This window comes from Parafrankia soli (genome assembly GCF_001854695.1).
Taxonomy (GTDB): domain Bacteria; phylum Actinomycetota; class Actinomycetes; order Frankiales; family Frankiaceae; genus Parafrankia; species Parafrankia soli.
On sequence record NZ_MAXA01000276.1, the window covers coordinates 1 to 21,268 of the forward strand.

Genomic DNA, 21,268 nt, shown 5'->3' on the forward strand with positions numbered 1-21,268 from the left:
CTCCCTGGATCCTGCGGTGGCCCCAGGTCGGATTCTCCCGCGCGAGGCGCAGAACCAGCTCGCGGATCTCCCGGCGGGCCGGCGGCCGCCCGGGGGTCTTGCGGGGGTAGGTCCATTTTCGTGCGAGGAGCTCACGGTGCCAGCGCAACCCGGTGGCCGGGGTGACGAAAAACGAACCCCAGCAAGCCCGGGGCGGGAGCCTGGACAGGGCTGCGAGGATCACCCGATCCGCCGGTTCCAACACCGGACGGTTCACCTGCCGGCGCAGCACCGCCACCTGATGTCGCAGGACGAGGAGCTCCACGTCCTTCGCGGTGTCGCCATGCACGCGGAGCAACATCAGTCCGAGAGCGTTGCGTGTCAGGGCGTAGAGCAGCGACCACACCATGACCATCCAGCCTGCCCGATGTGGGCCCTGTCCGGCGGGCAAACACGCAGGTCACCGCCCGAATCGGGGTTCTGGAGCCCCACAGGTGAAGTGCCTGGCAATACAGATATTCGGGGCATCGCCTCCGTGGTGGCCGGCGGGTTCGACGCGCAGCCACGGACACCAGGGTGCTGGCAGTTGCCCGGATTGAGCGGGATTCGCCCACTACCGTCGCCGCATCTGCATCGGCTACACATCGTCACCACCGAATGTGCACCAGAGCCGTTGGCGACACAGTCCCCACATCTTCCACCTGGAGCTTTGGATGATCCGTCTGTCCGGGTCTGACCCGTGGCGGCGTCAGCTGGCGAGGCCACCTGTCGGTCGGGTGCGGACCTGCTCCTGCGCGTCGTCCACTCGTTCCAGCAGGGCCATGACGTCCTCGAGCGAGCGCAGGGTGTCGTTGAGGTGCGTGCAGGTGGACGGGCCGACAAAGGTGTCGCGTACCCGGCCGCGCAGGCCCTCGGCCGCCTCGCCCGCCAGGCGGGTGGCGCTGGCCGCCGCTGCGGGGCACTCCGGCCACGGGAGGGCACCGATGTCCGCTTCGCACGACAGGAACCGCCGTGTCGCTGGATCGACAGTGGCATGGACCGTGTACTCGTGCACGATTGTCTCGACGCCGTCGTCATCCACGTGACTGTCGCGGAAGAAACACTCCACCGCGGCGATCTCGCCTTCCCTCCAGACGTCGAGCCGGCGACGACGGCGCATACCGTGCGGAGGGAGCAGGTCGAAGGTGTGCCAGCCGAGCGGGTCGTCGGAGTCGACCGACGGCGCATGCGGACCGACGTGGACCGGGATCTTACCGGTCCCGGCGAATCCGGACACGAGCGTGCCTCCGGCCACCCAGCCGGCGCAGAGGTCCGGATACTGCAGCGTGAGCTTGGGACGAGAGCGGTGCGCGCCGGCGGCCTGCACCGCGTAACCACTCACGAGCAGTGCCGTCGGTAGATCGTCGAGGAGCTGGAACCGCACCGACCGCGACGTCCGCTCGCCCGGCATCGCGGCGTCGACGGCCTGCCGGAAACCGGCAGACACCGCCACCCCCGCGAGCGCCGGCAGACCTGGGTGAGACGGGTCACCGGCGATCCGCCGTACGAGCCGCTGCGGGTGGCCCACCTCCAGGTCAAGGCGTGCCGTGCCGAGAACGGTACTTCCGCCGTCGGGCGCGGTGCGCAGGTCACGACCGCGCGCCATGACGGTGACCGGTCCGAGTAGCCCGCCCGGCCGCAGCGAGTCGTGGGTCGTGGTCCGTCGTACCGAGCCCCGCCTACGCGTCGGCGTGGCGGATGCCGGGCGTGCGTCCTGCGTGCTCATGGAGCCTCCATCGCCGGGGGTGCCCCCGCAGCTGTCGTACCGCCTCGGTGTGGTTAAGCCCCTGACACGTCCCCGACTGAACCCGCCGCCGTTGCGTCMGGCGGCTCGGTCAGATGACTGTCCGCATGGATGATCAGTTCCGGTGCGGGCGTCATCTTTGCCCTCCTGGATCCACCGGCAGTGCCTGTCGACTCATCATCGGCGACCGGGCTGTGGATGTCTTTGCGCCTTCGGTCAATTTCCTACCCACAGCGGCGAGAGTGTCCCCTCGACTACCCGTTCCCCTGCTCACCGGCTGGGGCAGGAGTCGGCCGCCCAGCCGCGGAGAGCGCGGAGAGCATTGAGCACCGGTGTCAGGGCCACGCCCGCCTCGGTGTGCTCCTACTCGGCGCGTGGGCGCCTCGGGATAGGCGATGCGGCGAACCACCCCGTCAGCATCCAGACCGCGCAGCTGCTCCCGCCGGCGTGGGACCGGATCCCCGGGCCGAAAAGAGCAAGTACCTGGCCGAGCGCGCAAAGACGGCTATCGCCCAGCCGCCGATGATGAGCCGACGGACACCTCCGGTGATTCGGCGGGCGGGGCTTTCGCCCGCACCTACACCGGTCGGCGACCCTGGCTCCCGGTGCTGGAACCCGGGGCCCAGGCTGTCGGCGGGTGGACGTCGGGTCACGGGCCCGGCGGCGGCAGGGAGGCGGCATGAACAAGGACGATCTGATCCTCACTGGCCTGCACGACCACGTGATCGAGCCACCCGCCCCGTCGACGAACCCGCCACGGCGGGCGACCCCCGCTTCGCCGGCATCGACGCCCGCAGGCGCAACGACGGGAGTGCGCCGAGTGGCTGGAGGCCATTCTCCAGAGGGGCCGGGCTGATGACGACTCCGCTGGTCCTTGTGCACGGTGGCGGCTTTGACAGCCGCTGCTGGGATCTTCTACTGCCCTGGCTGGCCATGCCGGTGGTCGCCGTCGACCTACCCGGACGAGGGCGGCGTCCGGCGCCCCTGGAGTCGGTGACCTTTGCCGACTGTGCGGATGCCATTGTCGAGGACGTCGACGCGGCCGATCTYGACGAATTCGTGCTCGTCGGTCACTCTCTCGCCGGGTGCTCGCTACCGCGAGCTGTGGCCCGGCTCGGGGACCGCGTCCGCCATGTCGTCTTCCTCGCCGCGATGGTGCCTGCGTCCGGGACCGGCACCATGCACGAACTACAATCGCACGTCAGGGCGCACGTCAAGAAGTCCGTGGCCGAGCGGCAGCTGACGATGGATCCCGAGCGGGCGAAACGGTTCTTCGGCAACGACCTCGACGACGGCAGGTTCGCCTGGTGCCTCGAGCGTTTGGTTCCCGAAGCGGAGCGGCTCACGACCGAACCGGTCGACCTGACGGGTCTACGCCCACCCATCCCCCGGAGCTGGGTGCGCACCACCAGAGACGCCATTCTCCCGCCCGAAAAGCAGACACGCTTCGCCGCCCGCGTCAACGCCAACCCAGTGATCGACCTGGACGCCGGACACATGTGCATGATCAGCCAGCCGGCCGCGCTGGCCGAGATCCTTCATCGAATCGCCGACACCTGAGGTATTTTCCGCCGGACGCGGACACGTTCGAGCCTTACGCCGAAGAAGTACTCGAGTACTGCGACCGATTCCCGACCGGGGACGCCATGCCGGAGGTTGTTCCGACCCTGCTGCGTGTTCTGCGGGCCGGTCCAGGCGTCGTCTACAAGAGCGTGTGACGGGACAGCGACGGCGGGACCCCGTMTCGATCAGTATTTCCGGGGCCGGTCCCGGTGGCTGGACATTGGCTGCTACGGGAAGGAATTGACCGAATACGCAAAGACCCCACGGTGCCGCCCGCCGATGATGAATTGAGAGGGCACCGCCGGTGGACCCAGGAGGACAAAGATGACGCTCACGCCGGAACTGAGTGCAAATGTGGACAGCCTTACCGCCGAGCCGTCGGACATCTGGACCGCTCGGGTACCAGCGAAGTACCGAGCGAAGGTGCCGCAAGCGGCGCCGCGGGGCACGGCAGAAACCTGGATGCTGCACGATGAGCGACTCGCGCCGATCGGCGTGACGGCGACGGCGGGCTGGCCACCGTTCTCGCCCGGGTATCCGCACCGGATCGGACAGCCGACGGCGGCGTGGCGGGTGGCGGCGAGGGCGGCCCGGTGAACGAGTGCCCGGCGGCGGACTTAGCCGACTTAGCCGAAGGACTGGCCGAGCTCCGGACGCGGACCGTGTGGCAGACGCTCGTCGCGTCGGCGGAACGGGTCCCGGATCACGCTGCGCTGGTCGCCGCCGCCGACGACGGGAAGGTCCGACGGCTGACGTACAGCACGTTGGTCGAGCGGGTGCGGGCGCTGTCCGTCGGCCTGGCCAGCATCGGTGTCCGGCGCGGGGACCGTGTCGTGTTGTGGCTGACGAACACGCCGGAGTGGATCGTCTCGCATTTCGCCTGCATGCGGCTTGGTGCGGCGACGGTGCCCGTCAACACCTTTCTGAAACCGGCCGAGATCTCCTACATCATCACCCAGTCCGGTGCCCGTCACGTGATCCTGCTCGACGGCTTCCGGACCTTGTGCATGCCCGCGATGCTCACCGAGATCTGCCCGGAGGCGGCGACCGCGGACAGGCCCGGGCATCTGCTCAGCGCCAAGGCTCCGGACCTGCGCAATGTTGTGATCTTCCATCGTGACGGGGGTCACCACGATTGGGCCTACGACCTCACGGAACTGGAGACGCTCGGGCGCGATCCGAAGGTTGCGCAGGCCCGGGCACTCGCTGATCGCATGGAGCGGCAGGTACTGGGCAGCGACCTCGCAATGGTGAAGTACACGTCCGGCAGCACCGGGTTCCCGAAGGGCGTGATGCTCGAACAAGGCGGCATCGTCGCCAACGCGGCGCTGCACTCCCGGCGCGTCGGGATCGACGGTTCCGACGTGTTCTTCAGCATGATGCCGTTCTTCCATGCCGGCGGCAGTATCTATGGCCTTATGACGATGCTGGTCAACGGCGGCACGCTCGTCTTCACCGAGGCGTTCAACGCCCACCTCGGCGCGGAACTGATCGAGTCCGAGCGGGCCACCGTGATGTTCGGGGTACTTCCTGCGGAGGTTGTGCGGGCCGCGATCGAGGACGGACGCGACCTTTCGTCGGTCCGGATCGCCCACGTTCCGAACGAGGACGCGCGTCGGGCTCTGCCCAACGTCACGTTCATGTTCGTCCCCTTCGGACTGACCGAGACGTACGGGCCGGCGTCGATGACGGCTCCGGACGATCCGCCCGACAAGCGGCGCACGACGGGTGGCCGCCCGCTGCCGGGTAACGAGGTCCGCGTCGTCGACCCCGCGACCGGCCTCGACGTCCCACCTGGGGCTGTCGGCGAGGCATGGGTACGCGGCAACGTCATGCGAGGCTACTGGAACAAGCCCGAGGAGAACGCCCGGGTTCTCGATGCCGACGGCTGGCTGCACAGCGAGGACCTCGTCTCCATGGACGCCGACGGCTACATCACCTATGCGGGTCGACTGAAGCTGATGCTGAAGGTCGGCGGTGAGAACGTCTCGGTCGAGGAGGTCGAGAAGGTCGTCGCCAGCCACGACGCAGTGGCCTACTGCGGAGTAGTCGGCGTACCCGACCGGCGCAGGGGCGAGGTGGTGCGGGCTTACGTCGTCGTGCGCCCCGGCCACTGCCTCGACGCCGACATCTTGCACTCGTGGCTCAAGACGCGTCTCGCCCGGTTCAAAGTTCCCAGGGACATCGTGTTTCTCGACGAACTCCCGCGGTTGGCCAACGGCAAGCTCGACCGGGTCGGCCTGGCCGGACGGGCCAAGGAAGAGGTGACGGCGTGACCGGTGTGACCGACGCGGATGTCTTCGCCGCGTTCCCCGCGGTGCTGATCGACCGCGACAACATCGAGCATTACCGCGGGCTGCTCCAGCAGCGGCTGCTGATCAATCGTTGCTCGTCCTGCGGCTACTGGGTGTACCCGCACCGCCCGCTGTGCCCGGAGTGCTGGTCGTGGGACATCGTGCCCACCGAGGTGAGGGGCGAGGGCTTCGTGTTCCTGTGCACCCTGATCCACCAGGAGCGGGACCCGGACGCCATGCTGCCGGAGCCGGTGCCGGCCGCCGCCGTGGAGCTTGTCGAGCAGTCGGGGCTGCGTTATCTGGCTCCGATCGTGAACTGCCCACGCGAGGCGATCCGGCTCGACATGCCCGTGCGCCTGACGTGGGTGGATCGCGGCGGGCTCGCCTCGCCAGCGTTCGAACCGGCGGGCCCGATCCAGAGCGGAAGGTGAAAGGGACATGGCGCGCAACCCGCTGAAGGACAGCCTGGCCGTGGTGGGTGTCGGGTCGACACCTTACGGCCGCGATCTGAAGCGCACCGAGCTGTCGCTCGCCCTTGAGGCTGCCATCGGCGCCATCGAGGACGCCGGCATCGACCGGCAGGAGATCGACGGCGTCTGCGGCACGGGCATGGATCCGCTGGCCATGGGAGGATCCGGATTCCTGACGCTGCAGGGCGCGCTCGGAATCGAGAAGACCACCTGGCAGAAGAACGGGTGGCTCGGATCATGCTTCGTGTATGCGGCGGAAGCGGTGTTCTCTGGCCTGTGCGACACGGTCCTGGTGGTGCAGGCGTATACCCGCGGCCCCGGGATGTCACGGTCCGCCGCGAACGACCCGTTCCGTCTGCGGGCGGCACAGCAGCGGATGGCGGGCCAGGTGCTCACGGGCCAGAGCGACTTCGCCCGCCGCTGGATCCACTCCGGCGAGCCGTACGCCGCCTGGATGGCGCGCTACATGCACGACTACAAAGCGACGAAGGACGCCTTCGCCCGCATCGCGGTGAACAACCGCACCCACGCGACAAGAAACCCCAGGGCGGCCATGCGCACCCCGATCACGATGGAGGATTACCACGCCTCCCGCGTCATCTGGGAACCCATGCAGATGCTCGACATGGACGTGCCCGTCGACTGCGCGGAAGCTCTGATCATCACGACCGCCGAACGGGCAATGGATCTGCGTCACAAGCCGGTGTACATCCACGCCATGTCGCTGGGCGGTTCACGGGTCGGGGAATACTACGACAACAGCCTGGGCTGGACCGATAACTCGCTGTGGATCTCCCTGGCCGGTCTCTGGGAGCGCAGTGACGTGACCATCGACGACCTCGACCTCTTTTTCCCTTACGACGGCTACACCATCGACACCGTCGGGTGCATCGAGGCAGCCGGGTTCTGCAAGCCGGGCGAGGCCGGCGACCTGTTGGCGTCATCCTGGGACGCCGAGGCGAACATCCTTCGCCTGGGCGGACACACGCTCCTCACAACCAATGGGGGTGGGCTTTCGCAAGGACGTGCCGGGGGCTTCAACTTCTACACCGAGGCGGTACGACAGTTGCGCGGCGCCGAAGGGGAGCGCCAGGTTCCTGACGCTCGGACGGCGCTGGTCTGCCCCGGCAGCAGCTTTTTCCATGACCCGGCGTCGGTCATGTTGCGCACCGACTGAGCGCCGAGATGAAGGCGCGCACGCTCGTCAGCTTCGACATTGACGGCACCCTTGAGACGGGCGACCCCTCCGGACCGGTCCCGATGACCTTCGTCCAGTGGGCACAAACGCAGGCCTGTKTGATCGGGAGTTGCTCCGACCGCACCCCCGGCGAGCAGTTGGCGATGTGGGCACGCGCCGGGATTACCCCTGACTTCGTCAGCCGCAAGCACGAGCTCCTGAGGGTCCGGACATCCTTCGACTGCCAAAGGTTCGTACACATTGGCGACACCCGCGTTGACGAGCACTTCGCCGCACAGGCGGATTTCGAGTTCATCTTCGTGCGYGATCTCGCGCTCCGGCTTGCCGACTCCCTGGCCGCCCRCTCGGCGATGTGGGAACCCTGGAGCAGTGCATGAACGAGCCGGACATGTAAACGACCTGAGGACCATCAGAATCAGGCGGCAGGGGTTGGCTCGCTGCCTACGAGGAGGTATTGCACGATGGAGAAGCTCTGGGCCAATTCGGGTGACTCGCACCTCGTCGAGCCGGACGATCTTTTCGACAGGAGCTTGTCCCGGTCCCTCGCAGAACGCATGCCGCGCAGTGTCAAGGACCTCGATGGCGGCTGGGAGACGATCCACGTCGACGGACAGGAGTTCCGCCGTCGCCTGCCCCGGCCCGGCAGGAGACTCACCGACGAGAACGGCCTCACCGTCCCCGACCGGGCGCCCGGCGCGAACGACAGGAAGATGCGCCTGCTCGACCTGGACTCCGAAGGCATCTGGGCCGAGCTCATCTATCCCTCTCTGGGGATGTGGACCTCATCGATCCGTGACCCGGAGCTGCTCGCGGCCGGCGCCCGAGCAATCAACGACTGGGCCATCGAGTACCAGCGGTTCTCACCCCGCTACGTCAGCGCGGCGACGATCCCCTTCCTCACCGTCTCCTCCGCCGTCGCCGAGGTCACGCGGGCCGCGAATCTCGGCTTCCATGCCGCCTCCCTGCCGGTCGTGCCACTCATCGACGGGGACGACTGGCATCGTGAGTCGTGGGAGCCGCTGTGGACCGCCCTCGCGGAGACGGGTCTTGTGGTCGCGTTCCACATCGGCAGCGAGCCCCATGAGGCGTCCAGCCGTAACGGCACCTACTACCGCGGTCCCGGCGGGGCGCTCCTCAACTACCTGGAGACGACCTATGGCGGCCAGCGGGCGGTGGCCAAACTGATCGCCAGTGGCGTGTTCGACCGGCACCCGTCCTTGCGTGCAATCGTGTCCGAGGGCGGAGCGACCTGGGGGCCGTTCGTCGCCGACCGGCTCGACGAGGCGTACCGGCAGCACGCGTCGGCCGTCCGCCCCCGTCTGCGTCGGCTCCCCAGCGAGTACCTGTACGAGAACGTCTACGCGTCCTTCCAGCATGATCGCTCTGCCGTCGCCGCCGTGACAGCCATGGGCTGGCGCAATGTGTGCTGGGGCAGCGACTACCCGCACATCGAAGGCACCTTCGGCCATACCCAGAAGACACTCCATGAGCTCGTCGGCGACCTCGATCCCGCTACCCGCCACCGCATCACCCAGGGCGCCTTCCAGGAGCTGTTCCCCCACGTGCCGCCCGCTCCAGACGGGGAGTCATCGCCTGGTCCGCTCGACGCGGCGGCGAGATGAGGCCACCCGGCGCGGGAAACCCGGGCGATCCGCGGTTGAACGCGTGACGTCGCCTGGGATGTGCCGACTACCGCACCGCACACACAGCCGTTCCTGCCGGAACCCAAAGCCAGAAACCATCGCAGAGACCAGAACTCCCACCACCGGTGGAATCCCGCCTTTCTTCGTCGATCCTGACGCCGATGAAAGGATGCGAGATGATTTCGTAGGACACGATTATCCGCCGCCGTCGCATGCTGCGTGGCGCTCTTCCTGGGTGCCTGTGGCGGCGGTGGCGGCGATACTGCGGCGTCCACAGGGCCCTCAAACGAGCCGGTGGCGGGCGGCGAGGCACGGATTCTCACCCTGAGTGACCCGCGCACCCTGGATCCGGCAATCCTGGGCGACGCGTATGCCTCCGGCGGCTTCCTGGGCAATGCCCTGTACGGGACCCTGATGACCAACGATGAGGCAGACGAGGTCCAGTACTCGATGGCCGAGTCGTTCACCACGACCGACAACGGCAAGACCTTCACCCTGAAGCTGCGGCCGGGGCTGGTGTTCTCCGACGGCACCCCGCTGAACGCGGAAGCTGTGAAGTTCAACTGGGACCGGACCAAGGACCCGGCCGTCGGCTCGGCCCACCGGTCGGAGGCGGCGACGATCGAGTCGTCCGAGGTGGTGGACGACGTCACGCTGAAGGTCACCCTGGTCACCCCCGTGCCGAGGTACGCCCTGTCCGTCCTCGCCTCCTCGATGAACTGGATCGCCTCACCCGCGGCCCTGCAGAAGGGCCAGCAGGCCTTCGACGCGAAGCCGATCGGCGCGGGACCGTTCACCCTCGAGAGCTGGACTCGTCAGGCCGACATCCGGCTCGTCAAGAACACCCGCTACTGGGACGGACCCCGGCCCTACCTCGACCGCCTCACCCTCCGCGCGGCGCTCGACGGCAACCAGCGCTACAACACGCTGCTCACCGGAGGTGCGGACGTGGCCATCGACTCGAGCTGGATCAACTTCGACAAAGCTGTCAGGGCCGGTCTACCGACCGATGTCATGCATCTCAGCGGCGGAATCCTCGTGGCTCTGAACATGCGCAGGCCACCGTTCAACGACATTCGTGCGCGTCAGGCGGTCGCGACAGCACTCGACATGGACGCGCTGAACCTCGCTGCCTACAACGGCACAGCGCAGCTTGCTGACACGTTGTTCACCAAAGCGTCCCCTTTCTACTCGCAGACGCCACTACGGAAGACGGACAAGGTGACCGCCCAGCGGCTCTTCGACGAGTTGGCAGCCGTTATCCTTCACATTCACCAGCTCCCCCAGTATCGAGAACAAGGCATTGGCGGAGAATATCCAGGCCCAGCTCGGCAGCTTCGGCAACGTCGAGGTCCGGATCAGAACCGTCGAGCTCGCCGAGTTCGTGCAGTTGCGCGCGACCCACGACTTCGACTCGATTATCACCTCCGCGCTCTTCCAGGACCCCGAGCCTCGGTTGTCGACGGTCTTCGGTGGGGACTCGCCTGCGAACATGCCCGGTATCGACGACCCAGCGCTCAATGACGCCCTGCTGTCCGGCCGGACCGCGACATCGGAGGAGGATCGCAAGAAGGCATACAACGCCGTGCAGGAACGCCTGACCGAACTGACCCCGATGTTCTTCGTCGCACGGGGGGGACCCGGTGCCATCTCGGGCAGGAACGTCGGTGGCCTCGTGCAGTACGGCCTGGTTCCCTGCTGCCCGAGGAACTGTGGATCAAGCCGTAGCCATCCGCCCGGTGTCCAGTCCTCATGGCGGTGCCGGGGTGCGGGAAAGCCATCTCCACCCGATTACGTCCGCGCCTGTGGGGCTCCAGAACCCCGATTTGGGCAGTGACCTGCACGTCTGCCTGTCGGACGGGGCCCGCGTCGGGCAGGCTGGATGGTCATGGTGTGGTCGCTGCTCTACGCCCTGACGCGCAACGCTCTCGGACTGATGCTGCTCCGGGTCCGCGGGGACACCGCAACCTGGGGCCCCACCGCAGGATCCAAGGCGAACTCGCCGGGCTGGGCTATCCGGCCGGGGTCACCACCGTCTGGCGGATCTTGGGCCGCGCCGGTGTCGATCCCGTGCCCCGTCGGGCCGGCGCCTCCTGGCGCACATTCCTGTCCGCCCAGGCATCCGGCCTGCTGCCCTGAGATTTCTTCACCGTGGACACCGTGTTCCTCCAACGGATCTACGTGTTCTTCGTCGTCGAGCACGCCACCCRCCACGTTCACGTCCTCGGGGTCACGAGACATCCGACCGTGGCGTGGGTCACCCAGCGCGCCAGGAACCTCCTGATGGACATCGAGGACCGCAGCCACCGGTTCCGGTTCCTTATCCGTGACCGCGACACGAAATTCACGGCTTCCTTCGACGCCGTCTTCGCCGTGGGGGGTGCTAGAAGTCGGCTTGGGTCTGTGAGCTGGGGTGATGCGGCAGTGCGGCTGTCGGCATGATGGTCGGCTATGTCCGTGAGGCTGCTCTATCTGATCTTCGTGCGGGTGTGCGGGTGGCTGGTTCTCCTCGGCTGTTCGTCGGCGTCCAAGAACATCGAGCTGCTCGTGCTGCGGCACGAGGTCGCGGTGCTGCGCCGTACCCAGCCCAAGCCCCGGTGGGACTGGGCGGACCGGGCGGTCCTTGTCGCACTGATCCAGCTCCTACCAAAGAMGCTGCGAGCACACCGGCTGGTCACCCCGGCACCGTCCTGCGGTGGCACCGTCGTCTGATCACACGGAAATGGACGCACCCGCAGCGGACGGGACGACCACCGGTCAGCGCGGAGATCGCGACCCTCATCGAACGGTTCGCGACCGAGAACACGACATGGGGCTACCAGCGGATCCAGGGCGAGCTCCTCACACTCGGCCCCCGGGCCAGCGCCTCCACGATCCGCCGAGTCCTGACGTCCCTCGGGCTGCCCCGGCACCGAAACGCCAGACCGACACGATGTGGCGACAGTTCCTGCGTACGCAGGCATCGACCATGCTGGCCGTGGATTTCTTCCACGCCGACTGCGCCGTGACGCTGCGGCGTCTGGACTGCTTCTTCGTCCTGGAGGTCGGCTCCCGGACCGTGCACATCCTCGGGGTCACCGCCAACCCCGACGGACGATGGACCACCCGGCAGATCCGCAACCTCCTCATGGACCTCGGCGACCGGACGGCCGACTTCCAGGTCCTGATCCGCGACCGCGTCGGACAGTTCACCGCCTCCTTCGACGCGGTCCTCGCGGATGCCGGTATCGACGCGGTCGAGATCCCACCCCGGACTCTGCGGGTGAACGCCTACGCGGAACGGTTCGTCCGCACGGTCCGAACGGAAGTCACCGACCGGATGCTGATCGTCGGTGCACGGCACCTGCGCACCGTCCTGGCCGAGTACGCACGGCACTACAACGGACGACGACCCCACCACGGCCGCGACCTTCAACCACCACGGCCCGACCACCCCATCGCCGACGTCACGACGACACGGATCAAGCGCCGACCCGCCCTCGACGGCTTGATCAACGAGTACGAACGGGCCGCCTAAAACCCCAGGTCAGCGCCGATGGCCCAGTTCTGACGCCCCACAGGGTCGGGGCCTTCCTTCCAAGGCTCCCGCGTCGCGGGCCCGGGTCCACTCCACCAGATGCGAGGAGAACAGACCCTCCCGCCGCAGGATCGCGCCTTTCTCTCCATGCGGAGCGCTCTCGTACTCGGCGACGATCCGCAGCTTGTACGCCGCGTTGAACACCCGCCGCGACGGACGAGGAGCGGGATCACGCCGAGACGACGACCCGCCAGGGTGCTCCGGGGACTCTGACTCCACGAACACGAGGATCTCCGAGCACGCCCTCTGTAGCCAACCCGCACCCATCGGGTGTCTCACCCGAGGCTGACACGGAGGGGCCAGCGCACTTCGACTCACCACCTGATCTGCCCGGCCGTCGCCACGGGGTCCCGCTACCGAGCAACAGAGCCCCTGTGGGCTACTTGCGTCCTACCCCGCAGTAGCCGCAGACCTCGGCATCGGAGAGGTGATCTGCGGTGCCGTCAGGGCGCCACCGGTGGATGACCTGCACTCCTGGATCGACGAGCGTCAGTCCGTCGAACAGTCGCTCCACCTCCGCGCGGCTACGGAACTGGCACTCCAGGCCCCGCTCACGGTAGCTGGTCTCGATGCGTTGAGCGTTGGGATCGAGGTCGGCGGTGCCGTGGCTGAGGACGAGGTAGCTGCCAGCGGGAAGAGCATCGAGGAAGTTGCGGACGATGGTGTAGGGTGCGTCGCCCTCGACAAAGGGCAAGACTGCGAGAAGAGACAGCGCGACAGGGCGGGTCAAATCGAGAGTGTCGCGCAGCGCCGGGGCGGCCAGAATTTGATCAACGTTGCGTACATCGGCGTCGAGGTAGACAGTGCGACCTTCGGGGGTGCTGGTCAGCAGCGCCCGGGCGTGGGCAAGGACGATCGGGTCGTTGTCGGCGTAGACCACTCGGGCGTCCGGGGCAATGCCCTGGGCGACCTCGTGCAGGTTCGGGCTGGTCGGGATGCCTGTCCCGATGTCCAGGAACTGCCGGATACCCGCCTCGCCGGCCAGATACCGGATCGCGCGGACCAGGAAGGCCCGGTTCTCTCGAGCGGCATCACGCAAAGTTGGGAAGACGGCGATAGCTTGTTCGGCGCCTTCCCTGTCGGCCGGGAAATTATCCTTCCCGCCAAGATAGTAGTCGTACATGCGCGCAGAGTGCGGGGCATCGGTCCGTAGTTCGACCGTGTCCACCTTGTCTACCAGGGTCTTCCAGCGACGGTGACCCGTCGGAGTGTCGCTCACGCCCCGCCCTCCCAACATCATCAGTGATGTTCAGGTTATCTCTCCGCGCTCGCTGTGGGCCGGGTGGCCTACGATGCCGCCGGGAGGCGACCAAGAGTCGAGGCCTCCCAGACTACGGTGCTTCGTCCGCGGACCGTACTGGTAGGTGGGCGACGTGGTGATGGCGTGTGGCGTGGTGGTGGGTGTGCCACGATCGGCCTCGTGTCGGTAACCGCAGGCAGGGTCGACGCTGTGGCGCGCCGTGAGCCGTTCTCGGGCGACGCGGCAGCTTGAGCTCCGCGGCCGACGGCCTGTTGCGCTTTTCGATTGCCGTGTGTCGCGATTTGCCGCCTGGCGGCGGTCAGCGTCCGCTGGCTGTTGTTCTTGTGTTGAAGTGGCGGCGAATGTGAGTCCGCATCGACTCGTCAAAGACAAGGAAGCGACCTGGACCCTGCCGCTTCGCTGCGTACATCGCCATGTCGGCAGTACACAGGAATTCGTCGGCGTCGATGGGCTGRCCGTCGGAGTGTGCGATCCCGATGCTGGCGGCAACCGTGATCGGCTGGCCGGCGAGAACGATCCGTGGGGCGGCGAGGGTGGTGACGATGCGCCGGGCGATGGCCTGGACGTCGGGTAGCGCGGGGTCGCGGTCGCAGAGCACAGCGAACTCGTCACCGGAGAGGCGGGCGACGCTGTCCTCGGGACGGACGGCCCGCTGGAGCCGGGCGGCCACCTCGCGGAGCAGGTCGTCGCCGGTCTGGTGACCATACGAATCGTTGACCCTTTTGAAGTTGTCGAGGTCGATAAACAGGAGCCCGGTGCGACGGCGGTCGTGTCCGGCACGGGTCAGGGTCCGCTGCAGGCGGTCCAGGAACGCGGTTCGGTTCGGTAGCCCGGTGAGCCCGTCGTGCCGGGCCTGATATTGGGCGTCACGTTCGATGCGGAAGCGCTCGTCGGCCGCTGCCAGCACGGTCGCCACCATTTCGAGAAAAATCACCTCATGCCGCGCGAAGGAATCGGGGTTGCGGCGGTCGATGGTGAGCAGAGCGCCGGGGTTGTCGGGCTGGCCGATCGGGATGGTCAGGGATGAGGACGCGCTGTCCGCCGCGATCCCACGGGGCGGGTCGGTACGGCTGCCCGCGAGCGCCGTCCCGTCCGGCGCGGCTGACGGTGGGGGAGACGGGTAATACGGTGCCGCCGAACCAGCCGTGGCAACGACGTGTGGTAGACCGGAGTGCGGATCGGCCGCCCTGATAGTCACCTGATCGGCACACAGGTGGCCTGAGATCGCTGTCGTCGCCTGATGCCAGAGAGATGCCGGATCGGGGCTGCCCAGCGCGCACCGCCCGATCTCCGCTACCAGTGCCTGTTCAGCGGATCGGGCGCGCAGCTCGGCCAGTGCGATCTCCCGCTCGGTCACGTCGTGGGACACGATGGCGACCGACTGCACGACACCCTGCGCATCGCAGATCGGAACCGTTTGTGATTCGTACCAGTGTCCGTAGGCGGAGAAGACGCCGCAGGCGCGCTGGCCTGCCAGCGCTCGGCGGGTCAGATCCAGGGCATCAGGTAGATCTCGGAAGACCTCGAAGATGCTGCGCCGCCGCGCGATCTCCAGGCGTCGGACCGCGTCTTCGCCTATCGCACCCTCGTTGAACAGGACGCAGCCGTCCCTGTCGACCAGGGCCAGGGTGACTGGGGTGTTTTCCATGACGAGCCGAAGGTGGCGGTGTGACGCCAACTGCTGGCTGAGATCCTGGAACTGGACGAGGAAATAGGGCCGTTCGGCTTCCGCGGGGGCCACGTCGTCGGTCAGGATCATCGACGTCGCCAGAACGTGCACGACAGACCCGCTCGGCTGCACGAAGCGGACGACACCCTGCCAGTGGGTCTGGCCAGCGGCCTGGTTCTGTCGCGCTTCTGCCAGGTGAGCCTCCCAGTCATCTGGATGGACCAGCGTCTCCCACCGGACACCAACGAGTTCATCCTCGTTCCGTCCGAGGATCCGGCAGGTGGCCTGGTTCACCCTGCGCACCCGATAATCGGCGACCCCAATGATGCCCAGCCCGATCTCCATCAGGTCGAACAGACCCGAACCTTCTCCCCCCTGTCGCACCACAGCGCCCACCACCTATCTTGACCGAAGGCCGGACGAACCCACCTGTATCCGGCATACCGAATGTGATGCGGTCCAACAGTATGCACTGGTGTCAACTGCTGTAGTTGGACATAGGTCGGGCGTTCGCCGGAGGGCCGCGCAATCCGGCAGCCCCCGAGGCGCGTAACGCGTGACGCCGCCCTGCGCCCCTGCGCCTCGGCAAGCAGGACGGCGCTGTTGCATCGGCGGAGTCCGCCATCGTGCAGACCGCCGAGGACGCGCCGGCGTTTGATCGTCCAGCAGCAGGCGCTCCGTGACTTCGACACTGCCATGGCAAACTTCTTCCAGGGCACCCACCGGAAGCCGTTGTTCCGGAAGCGCGGGCAGCGCGAGGGTTTCCGGATCGTTCGTGCCTGGGGCCGCCAGTGGGATGTTCGTCACCCCAGCCGTCGCTGGTCCGAAGTACGCGTTCCTAGGTACGCCTTCCGACTCGACCACCACAGCCGGATAGAGGCCTTGCCTTCGGGCGCGTCGCGGGTGCGCCGGCGCACCGCCCCTGGAGCCGCCGGCGGGCTTGCCACCTACGCCTATGCCAGGTTGTCCCATCGATCGGTCAGAGCTCGTAACCTGCCGCTGCGGCAATAGGGCTACCCGAACGGGCTAGCACATCTGGGCTATCCCTTCACGATCCGAGGATTTCGTCCGTACTGTGAGGTATCCGCAAGGTGATCTTTATCGTTCTGCTGTTTCCTCTCGCGCTCATGGCAATGACGGTGGTCATGGACGCAGTCGAGGACTGGCTGAGCTCACGTCTGGTGCCGACGGGGCGGCCGGGGCTCGCGGAGGCAGCGAGGGCGAGGCGCGCAGTCACCGGTGCCGTGCGGACAGCGGGCGAGATGGCGCCGTCGACACCGGCACCGCTGCCGCCATCAGGGTCAGCCCTGGCGCCGGTGCTACCAGCGGCAGTACCGCCGCCACCGCTCGCGCCTAAAACGCCACCTGCGGATGGGCAACAATCGATACCCGCGCAGTACCGGCCCGCGGCGGCACGGGCCGCGGGCTGGAGCTGAAACGGTGGTCCGGAACGTCCACGCTGATGCTCGGGACGGCGATCGCGGTGACGTTCGCGCGTGACCGGGCCCAAGCCATACCTGGCGGTCAGCTGACCAGTCCGCGTAGCCGGACCGTCACGACACTGGAGCCCACACTACGGCGACCCGGTGGCTCCATCAGGGGCCTGGCGGATCTTGGCATAGTGGCGGGCGGCTCGGGCCCGGTTGCCGCAGCCAGCCGAGCAGTACTCTCGCCGCGGCGCGCCGTGGACGAAATAGAGGACACAGCCAGGCCCGTGGCAGGCCCGCACCTCGGCGCCGGCGGGTCCGCCGAACAGGCACACCGCGTCGTCGGCCAGCGCGGTGAGCGCGAGCGTGACGGGTCGGTCCGCGCAGCTCACCACCACCCGGGGTTCGGGGTCGACGCGCAGCTCGCGCCACCACGGTGTTCGCCGGGCGAGCTTGTTCAGGGCGGCAACCGCGTCGGGATCCGCCTCGCGGCCGTTCGCCGCCGCACCGGCCAGCGCTCGGACCGTGTCTCGTAGCTCGCGTGCCATCCGCAGGTCATCCTCGCCGACAGCACGCAGGTCGTCCTCGGTGAGCGCGACCGTGAGCCGCGGACGCATCGCGCGCATCCAGTCGACCAGTTCCAGCACCGTCCGCAGGGCGTCGCGGGGACGGCCCCGCATGGCGTAGATGGTGTTGCCCAGCTCGATGGCCGGCGGTTCACCGAGCATCGGGGCGCCGTCGTACTCAGGAGGGGCCTGCTCCATCAATCTAACGTTACCTCGGGTTGACGCCGTTAGAAGGCTCGGGCATCTTTCTAACGGGACGGGTGCAGTCGGGTCGTTAGAACGGCTGATCCGCGAGTCGGAACCAGATCCACAAATCGGAGGTACACATGGGCAATCCTGGGCCGCAGACCGGCCACGTCGGTCTGAACGTGACCGATCTGACCCGCTCGACCGCCTTCTACCAGCGGGTCCTCGGCCTCGAGGAGCTGGGCGGGCAGACCAACGGCGACCGGAAGTTCGCGTTCCTCGGCCGGGATGGCACGCTCCTGTTCACCCTGTGGCAGCAGAGCGAGGGGGCGTTCCCCACAGGGCTGCCCGGGCTGCACCATCTGTCGTTCCAGGTCGCCGACCTCGAGGCGGTCCGCCAAACGGAGGTGGCGCTGCGCGAGATCGGCGTCGAGCCGCTCTACGACGGCGTCGTCGCGCACGGCGAGGGCGCGTCGTCCGGGGGCGTGTTCTTCACCGACCCGGACGGCATCCGGCTGGAGATCTTCGCCCCAACCGGCGCCGAAGCTGCACCCGTGCCAACCCAGGGCGCCCCGACCTGCGGCTTCTTCTAGCAGCCGGGATCCCGACGCGGCCTGTGGTGGCTCTGGGCGTCCCGCCCGGGCCACCACGGCGGCCATCCCGAACCCCCGCGACGCCGGGAGCCGACACGAGCTGGACCGCCTGCGCGGGCCAGGCGACGAGCCAACCCGACCTGACGGAAGGAACCAGTCATGCTCCACGCGGGCGAACGTTCGGTACAGGCGCGCGCGAGCCTGCCCCCTGGCCCGCGCGGATCGGCCGTCGTCGGCGCCACCATCCCACCAGTGGCCGCGGAGTTCCTCGGGCAGCAACGGATCCTCCTGCTCGGAGCCGCCGACGAGGCCGGCGCGGTCTGGGCCAGCCTGCTGACCGGCACGGCCGGCTTCGTCGCCGCGGCGGACGAGGAGACCATTGTCGTCGATGCCCTGCCCGGTGCCGGGGATCCCCTCGAAGGCGCCTTCGCCGCGCGGCGGGACGTCGGCCTGCTCGCCCTCGACCCAGCCAGCCGCCGACGGATGCGGGCCAACGGGAAGGCCCGCTGCGACGGCGGCCGGATGGTGGTCAACACCGACCAGGTCTACTCGAACTGTCCGAAGTACATCCAGCCACGCCACCTCGCGCGGGACGACGCCGAGGCGGCGCGCGGGCCCATCGTGGTGACCACCGGGCTCACCGCCAGCCAGCGGCGCTGGATCGCCGAAGCCGAACCTTCTTCGTCGCGACCCAGGCCGCCGGCCTCGGGGCGGACACGTCGCACCGGGGCGGGAAGCCGGGCTTTGTCGCGGTCACCGACCATGGTCGGCTGACCTGGCCTGAGTACCGCGGCAACTCGATGTACATGACGCTGGGCAACATCGAGCTCGACCCGCGCTGCGGTCTGCTCTTCCTCGACTGGGAGCACGGCCACACCCTGCAGCTCACCGGCCGCGCCCGGGTCGACTGGAATCCCGACCGGGCCGCGACGGTGCCCGGCGCGCAGCGCGTCGTCGACTTCGAGGTGCAGCGGGTCGTCCAGGTCTCGGCGGCCATCCCGCAACGCTGGTTCATCGCCCGATTCCCCCGCGACCCGCGAGAACGAGCTCACCGGACAGAGCGACCGGTGCCGGGGTAATGATTCGAGTCCCCTTGGTGATGTTGACGCCGCGCTGGGTGCGCCCTCGAGTCGGCCAGAGATCTCGACGCGCGTCGACGCCCTGGCCACCGGTCCTTGTCAGCGGGGCCAAGACCGGGGCGGTCATACTGGGGCGATGCTCGCGATCCTGGCCGGCAAGCTGGATCCCGCTGCCGGGACAGTGTCAGACCGTTCTGAGGACGCGCTGACCGACGCGGTGTTCGGCGCGATTCGCCACCTGCCCTATCGGCGGGTGCTCGGGGCGGTGCTCGCCGCCGTCGGCGTGCTGGTCGATCCGGAGACGTTGGACCACGCGCGGGTTGAGTTGTGGCCGAGTTACCAGGTTCCCCAGCTGCCGGGGATGCGGGTCGAGCCGGACGTGGTGGTGACCGCCGGGACGACGGTGGTCGTGTTCGAGGCGAAGTACACCTCCCCGTTCTCGGTCTACCCCGCAGACGGGCCGGCCGGCGGTGAACCGCTGCACCAGTTCGCCGCCCAGTACGCCGCACTGCGTACGGTCACCGCGGCTCGCGGTTGGCCGGACCCGGTGGTCGTGGCCGTGACCGTCGGAGCGATCCGGCCCAAGGCAGACCTGGAGTTGGCCGAACGGTCCGTCCGTCAGCTGGTACCGGACGTCGGTGCGGGGCGGTTCCGCTGGCTGCCCTGGCACCGGATCGCCACCTGCCTCGACACCGCCGACGGGCTGGCTCCCCACGAACGGTGCCTGGCCGACGACGCCCTGAGGTTCATGGAAAGCCGGGAGGTACGGAGGTGTTCCACCGCCTGGATCTGGCCGCCTTTGAGCAGGTGGCGGCGGCACAGCGGACCGCGATCGGACAGCTCTATCCTCAGCTGCGGCTGTTCTTCGACAGCTTCACCGCCGCGTTGCAGGCGGAAAGGGTCGACTACTCGACCCCGGGATGGAAGGGCATGCAGTTCGCCGGGGCCAGCACCTCGGTCAGTCGACCAGCCGAATGGGCACGGGCCGCGGTCGGGGTCGCCTACTGGCCCGGCTACTGGCCGAAGCGGCCGGGGACCTCGTCGAAGACGCCGTCGATTCTGGCGTTCTTCGACTTCTACGACCCCGCGTTCGAGGTCAGCCTGACCGTCCCCTCGCCGAACGTGGCAGTGGCGATGGAACACTGGCAGCCGCACGCCGCCGCACTCGCCCATGAACTGGCGACGCTCCACGGCTACGACGTCGTAGTCGACAACCCCGACCCCACCGGCCTCCGCGTCCAGGTCGCAGCTGGCAACGTCCATGCTGCCTGGCTCATCGACGTCTTCGGCCGGCTCACCGGCAGCAGCCGTCTACGCCTCCGGCGCCGGACGGAGCTGGACGCCCTCACCGTGCAGACAGCCCGAGACCTGTTCCTCGATCTGTGCGCAGCAGCTGGGAGATGCCCCTCGCTGTGGGCCATGACCACCGCCAGCGGCCAGACCGAACCCCCTTCCCAACCGGCTGAGGCGCCAACGAGCGAGCGGGCGACCACCTGACGGTGCCGCCGCACCCGTATGAGGGTGGCCCGTCGGATCTGGTGCAAACGCCGAGGCAGCGCCCGGCCTGACAGAACCGTCCTGACAACGAATCCGGGCCGCCCCGTGGGGCGAGGGCCGCGTCCGTTTGTGCACTGTGGGCGACCGGCCCAGATTTGACGCTGCTGCTTCGACGCCCGGTCCAGTCGCCGGGCCGACTGCGGCCGTTCGGCCCGGATGGTCAGCTGCCTCAACGAAGGGCGGCTCCCGGAGGCGCCGCGACGTCAGGGTTCGAGCCCCTGTCGGTCCACCACGATGAGTAACAATTCCCTGACCAGGCAAATAGGTAGGACCTACTAGATTCGGCTACGAAGTGTAGTGATGGTGGGTCCGGCTGGTCGACGAGTTCGGACCTAGTGTCCCGGTCCGGAGATTCGCGCGCAGTAGTGTCCGATCGCGTCGATGATCTGGTCGGCGGTCCTGGTCCACTTGAAGGGCCTGGCG

Annotated in this window: 15 protein-coding genes and 5 pseudogenes; 14 read left to right on the forward strand and 6 right to left on the reverse strand. The window is 68.0% G+C overall.

The annotated features are described in order from the left end of the window. A pseudogene (locus BBK14_RS32860) lies at positions 1 to 430 on the reverse strand (hypothetical protein); the annotation flags it as partial. Positions 431 to 727: 297 nt separating this feature from the next. After that, on the reverse strand, positions 728 to 1,744 hold the full coding sequence (locus tag BBK14_RS32865) for a DUF2889 domain-containing protein (RefSeq protein WP_071067034.1): 1,017 nt from the start codon (positions 1,742 to 1,744) through the stop codon (positions 728 to 730). A gap of 873 nt (positions 1,745 to 2,617) precedes the next feature. Between BBK14_RS32865 and BBK14_RS32870 the strand changes: the two genes are divergently transcribed. From BBK14_RS32870 to BBK14_RS36355, 10 genes and pseudogenes are all read left to right on the forward strand, one after another. Further along, positions 2,618 to 3,322, forward strand: coding sequence for an alpha/beta fold hydrolase (locus tag BBK14_RS32870; protein WP_071067035.1), 705 nt, complete (start codon positions 2,618 to 2,620; stop codon positions 3,320 to 3,322). A 327-nt stretch (positions 3,323 to 3,649) separates the two neighbouring features. After that, a complete protein-coding gene (locus BBK14_RS32875; protein WP_131626736.1) occupies positions 3,650 to 3,922 on the forward strand; it encodes a hypothetical protein in 273 nt (90 codons plus the stop codon). Then, complete coding sequence (locus BBK14_RS32880; protein WP_241832050.1) at positions 3,892 to 5,601, forward strand: class I adenylate-forming enzyme family protein; 1,710 nt, start codon at positions 3,892 to 3,894, stop codon at positions 5,599 to 5,601. The genes BBK14_RS32875 and BBK14_RS32880 overlap by 31 nt, the downstream gene beginning before the upstream one ends. Next, positions 5,598 to 6,050, forward strand: a complete 453-nt coding sequence (locus tag BBK14_RS32885) for a Zn-ribbon domain-containing OB-fold protein (RefSeq protein WP_071067037.1) — start codon at positions 5,598 to 5,600, stop codon at positions 6,048 to 6,050. The genes BBK14_RS32880 and BBK14_RS32885 overlap by 4 nt, the downstream gene beginning before the upstream one ends. A 7-nt stretch (positions 6,051 to 6,057) precedes the next feature. Beyond that, complete coding sequence (locus BBK14_RS32890; protein ID WP_071067038.1) at positions 6,058 to 7,266, forward strand: thiolase family protein; 1,209 nt, start codon at positions 6,058 to 6,060, stop codon at positions 7,264 to 7,266. 8 nt (positions 7,267 to 7,274) lie between these two features. After that, positions 7,275 to 7,664 carry a DUF7124 domain-containing protein gene (locus BBK14_RS32895; RefSeq protein WP_071067039.1) on the forward strand — a complete coding sequence of 130 codons (390 nt, stop codon included), beginning with the start codon at positions 7,275 to 7,277 and terminating at the stop codon, positions 7,662 to 7,664. A gap of 84 nt (positions 7,665 to 7,748) precedes the next feature. After that, positions 7,749 to 8,909 carry an amidohydrolase family protein gene (locus tag BBK14_RS32900; protein WP_071067040.1) on the forward strand — a complete coding sequence of 387 codons (1,161 nt, stop codon included), beginning with the start codon at positions 7,749 to 7,751 and terminating at the stop codon, positions 8,907 to 8,909. A 315-nt stretch (positions 8,910 to 9,224) separates the two neighbouring features. Further along, a pseudogene (locus BBK14_RS32905) lies at positions 9,225 to 10,658 on the forward strand (ABC transporter substrate-binding protein). 118 nt (positions 10,659 to 10,776) lie between these two features. Next, positions 10,777 to 11,312, forward strand: a pseudogene (locus BBK14_RS41070) (hypothetical protein); the annotation flags it as partial. Between the two features lie 69 nt (positions 11,313 to 11,381). Further along, positions 11,382 to 12,447 (forward strand): annotated as a pseudogene (locus tag BBK14_RS36355) (integrase core domain-containing protein). A gap of 57 nt (positions 12,448 to 12,504) precedes the next feature. Here the strand turns inward: BBK14_RS36355 and BBK14_RS41075 are convergent. The 4 genes and pseudogenes from BBK14_RS41075 to BBK14_RS32935 form a co-directional block, all read right to left on the reverse strand. Then, a pseudogene (locus BBK14_RS41075) lies at positions 12,505 to 12,666 on the reverse strand (IS3 family transposase); the annotation flags it as partial. A gap of 220 nt (positions 12,667 to 12,886) precedes the next feature. Then, positions 12,887 to 13,744, reverse strand: coding sequence for an SAM-dependent methyltransferase (locus tag BBK14_RS32925; RefSeq protein WP_071067047.1), 858 nt, complete (start codon positions 13,742 to 13,744; stop codon positions 12,887 to 12,889). Between the two features lie 322 nt (positions 13,745 to 14,066). Then, a complete protein-coding gene (locus BBK14_RS32930) occupies positions 14,067 to 15,833 on the reverse strand; it encodes a sensor domain-containing protein (RefSeq protein ID WP_131802486.1) in 1,767 nt (588 codons plus the stop codon). 1,177 nt (positions 15,834 to 17,010) lie between these two features. After that, positions 17,011 to 17,628 (reverse strand): CGNR zinc finger domain-containing protein, encoded by a 618-nt coding sequence (locus BBK14_RS32935; RefSeq protein WP_083391415.1) that lies wholly within the window; start codon positions 17,626 to 17,628, stop codon positions 17,011 to 17,013. 128 nt (positions 17,629 to 17,756) lie between these two features. Between BBK14_RS32935 and BBK14_RS32940 the strand changes: the two genes are divergently transcribed. The 4 genes from BBK14_RS32940 (at position 17,757) to BBK14_RS32955 (ending at position 20,785) form a co-directional block, all read left to right on the forward strand. After that, the gene (locus BBK14_RS32940) at positions 17,757 to 18,209 is read left to right on the forward strand and encodes a VOC family protein (protein ID WP_071067043.1); all 453 of its coding nucleotides are present in this window, start codon (positions 17,757 to 17,759) and stop codon (positions 18,207 to 18,209) included. Between the two features lie 159 nt (positions 18,210 to 18,368). Further along, positions 18,369 to 18,983 carry a hypothetical protein gene (locus BBK14_RS32945; RefSeq protein ID WP_241832052.1) on the forward strand — a complete coding sequence of 205 codons (615 nt, stop codon included), beginning with the start codon at positions 18,369 to 18,371 and terminating at the stop codon, positions 18,981 to 18,983. Positions 18,984 to 19,015: 32 nt separating this feature from the next. Then, positions 19,016 to 19,288: a hypothetical protein gene (locus tag BBK14_RS43095; RefSeq protein ID WP_476739419.1), complete on the forward strand. Its 273-nt coding sequence runs from the start codon at positions 19,016 to 19,018 to the stop codon at positions 19,286 to 19,288. A 771-nt stretch (positions 19,289 to 20,059) separates the two neighbouring features. Beyond that, entirely contained in the window at positions 20,060 to 20,785 is a 726-nt protein-coding gene (locus BBK14_RS32955; protein WP_071067045.1) for a hypothetical protein, read from the forward strand. Positions 20,786 to 21,268: the final 483 nt, after the last annotated feature.

Coding starts and splice junctions, on each gene's coding strand:
- BBK14_RS32865 (WP_071067034.1), bottom strand. CDS start 1,744: ATGAGCACGCAGGACGCACGCCCGGCATCCGCCACGCCGACGCGTAGG.
- BBK14_RS32875 (WP_131626736.1), top strand. CDS start 3,650: ATGACGCTCACGCCGGAACTGAGTGCAAATGTGGACAGCCTTACCGCC.
- BBK14_RS32890 (WP_071067038.1), top strand. CDS start 6,058: ATGGCGCGCAACCCGCTGAAGGACAGCCTGGCCGTGGTGGGTGTCGGG.
- BBK14_RS32900 (WP_071067040.1), top strand. CDS start 7,749: ATGGAGAAGCTCTGGGCCAATTCGGGTGACTCGCACCTCGTCGAGCCG.
- BBK14_RS32925 (WP_071067047.1), bottom strand. CDS start 13,744: ATGTTGGGAGGGCGGGGCGTGAGCGACACTCCGACGGGTCACCGTCGC.
- BBK14_RS32935 (WP_083391415.1), bottom strand. CDS start 17,628: ATGGAGCAGGCCCCTCCTGAGTACGACGGCGCCCCGATGCTCGGTGAA.
- BBK14_RS32940 (WP_071067043.1), top strand. CDS start 17,757: ATGGGCAATCCTGGGCCGCAGACCGGCCACGTCGGTCTGAACGTGACC.
- BBK14_RS32945 (WP_241832052.1), top strand. CDS start 18,369: ATGCTCCACGCGGGCGAACGTTCGGTACAGGCGCGCGCGAGCCTGCCC.
- BBK14_RS43095 (WP_476739419.1), top strand. CDS start 19,016: ATGACGCTGGGCAACATCGAGCTCGACCCGCGCTGCGGTCTGCTCTTC.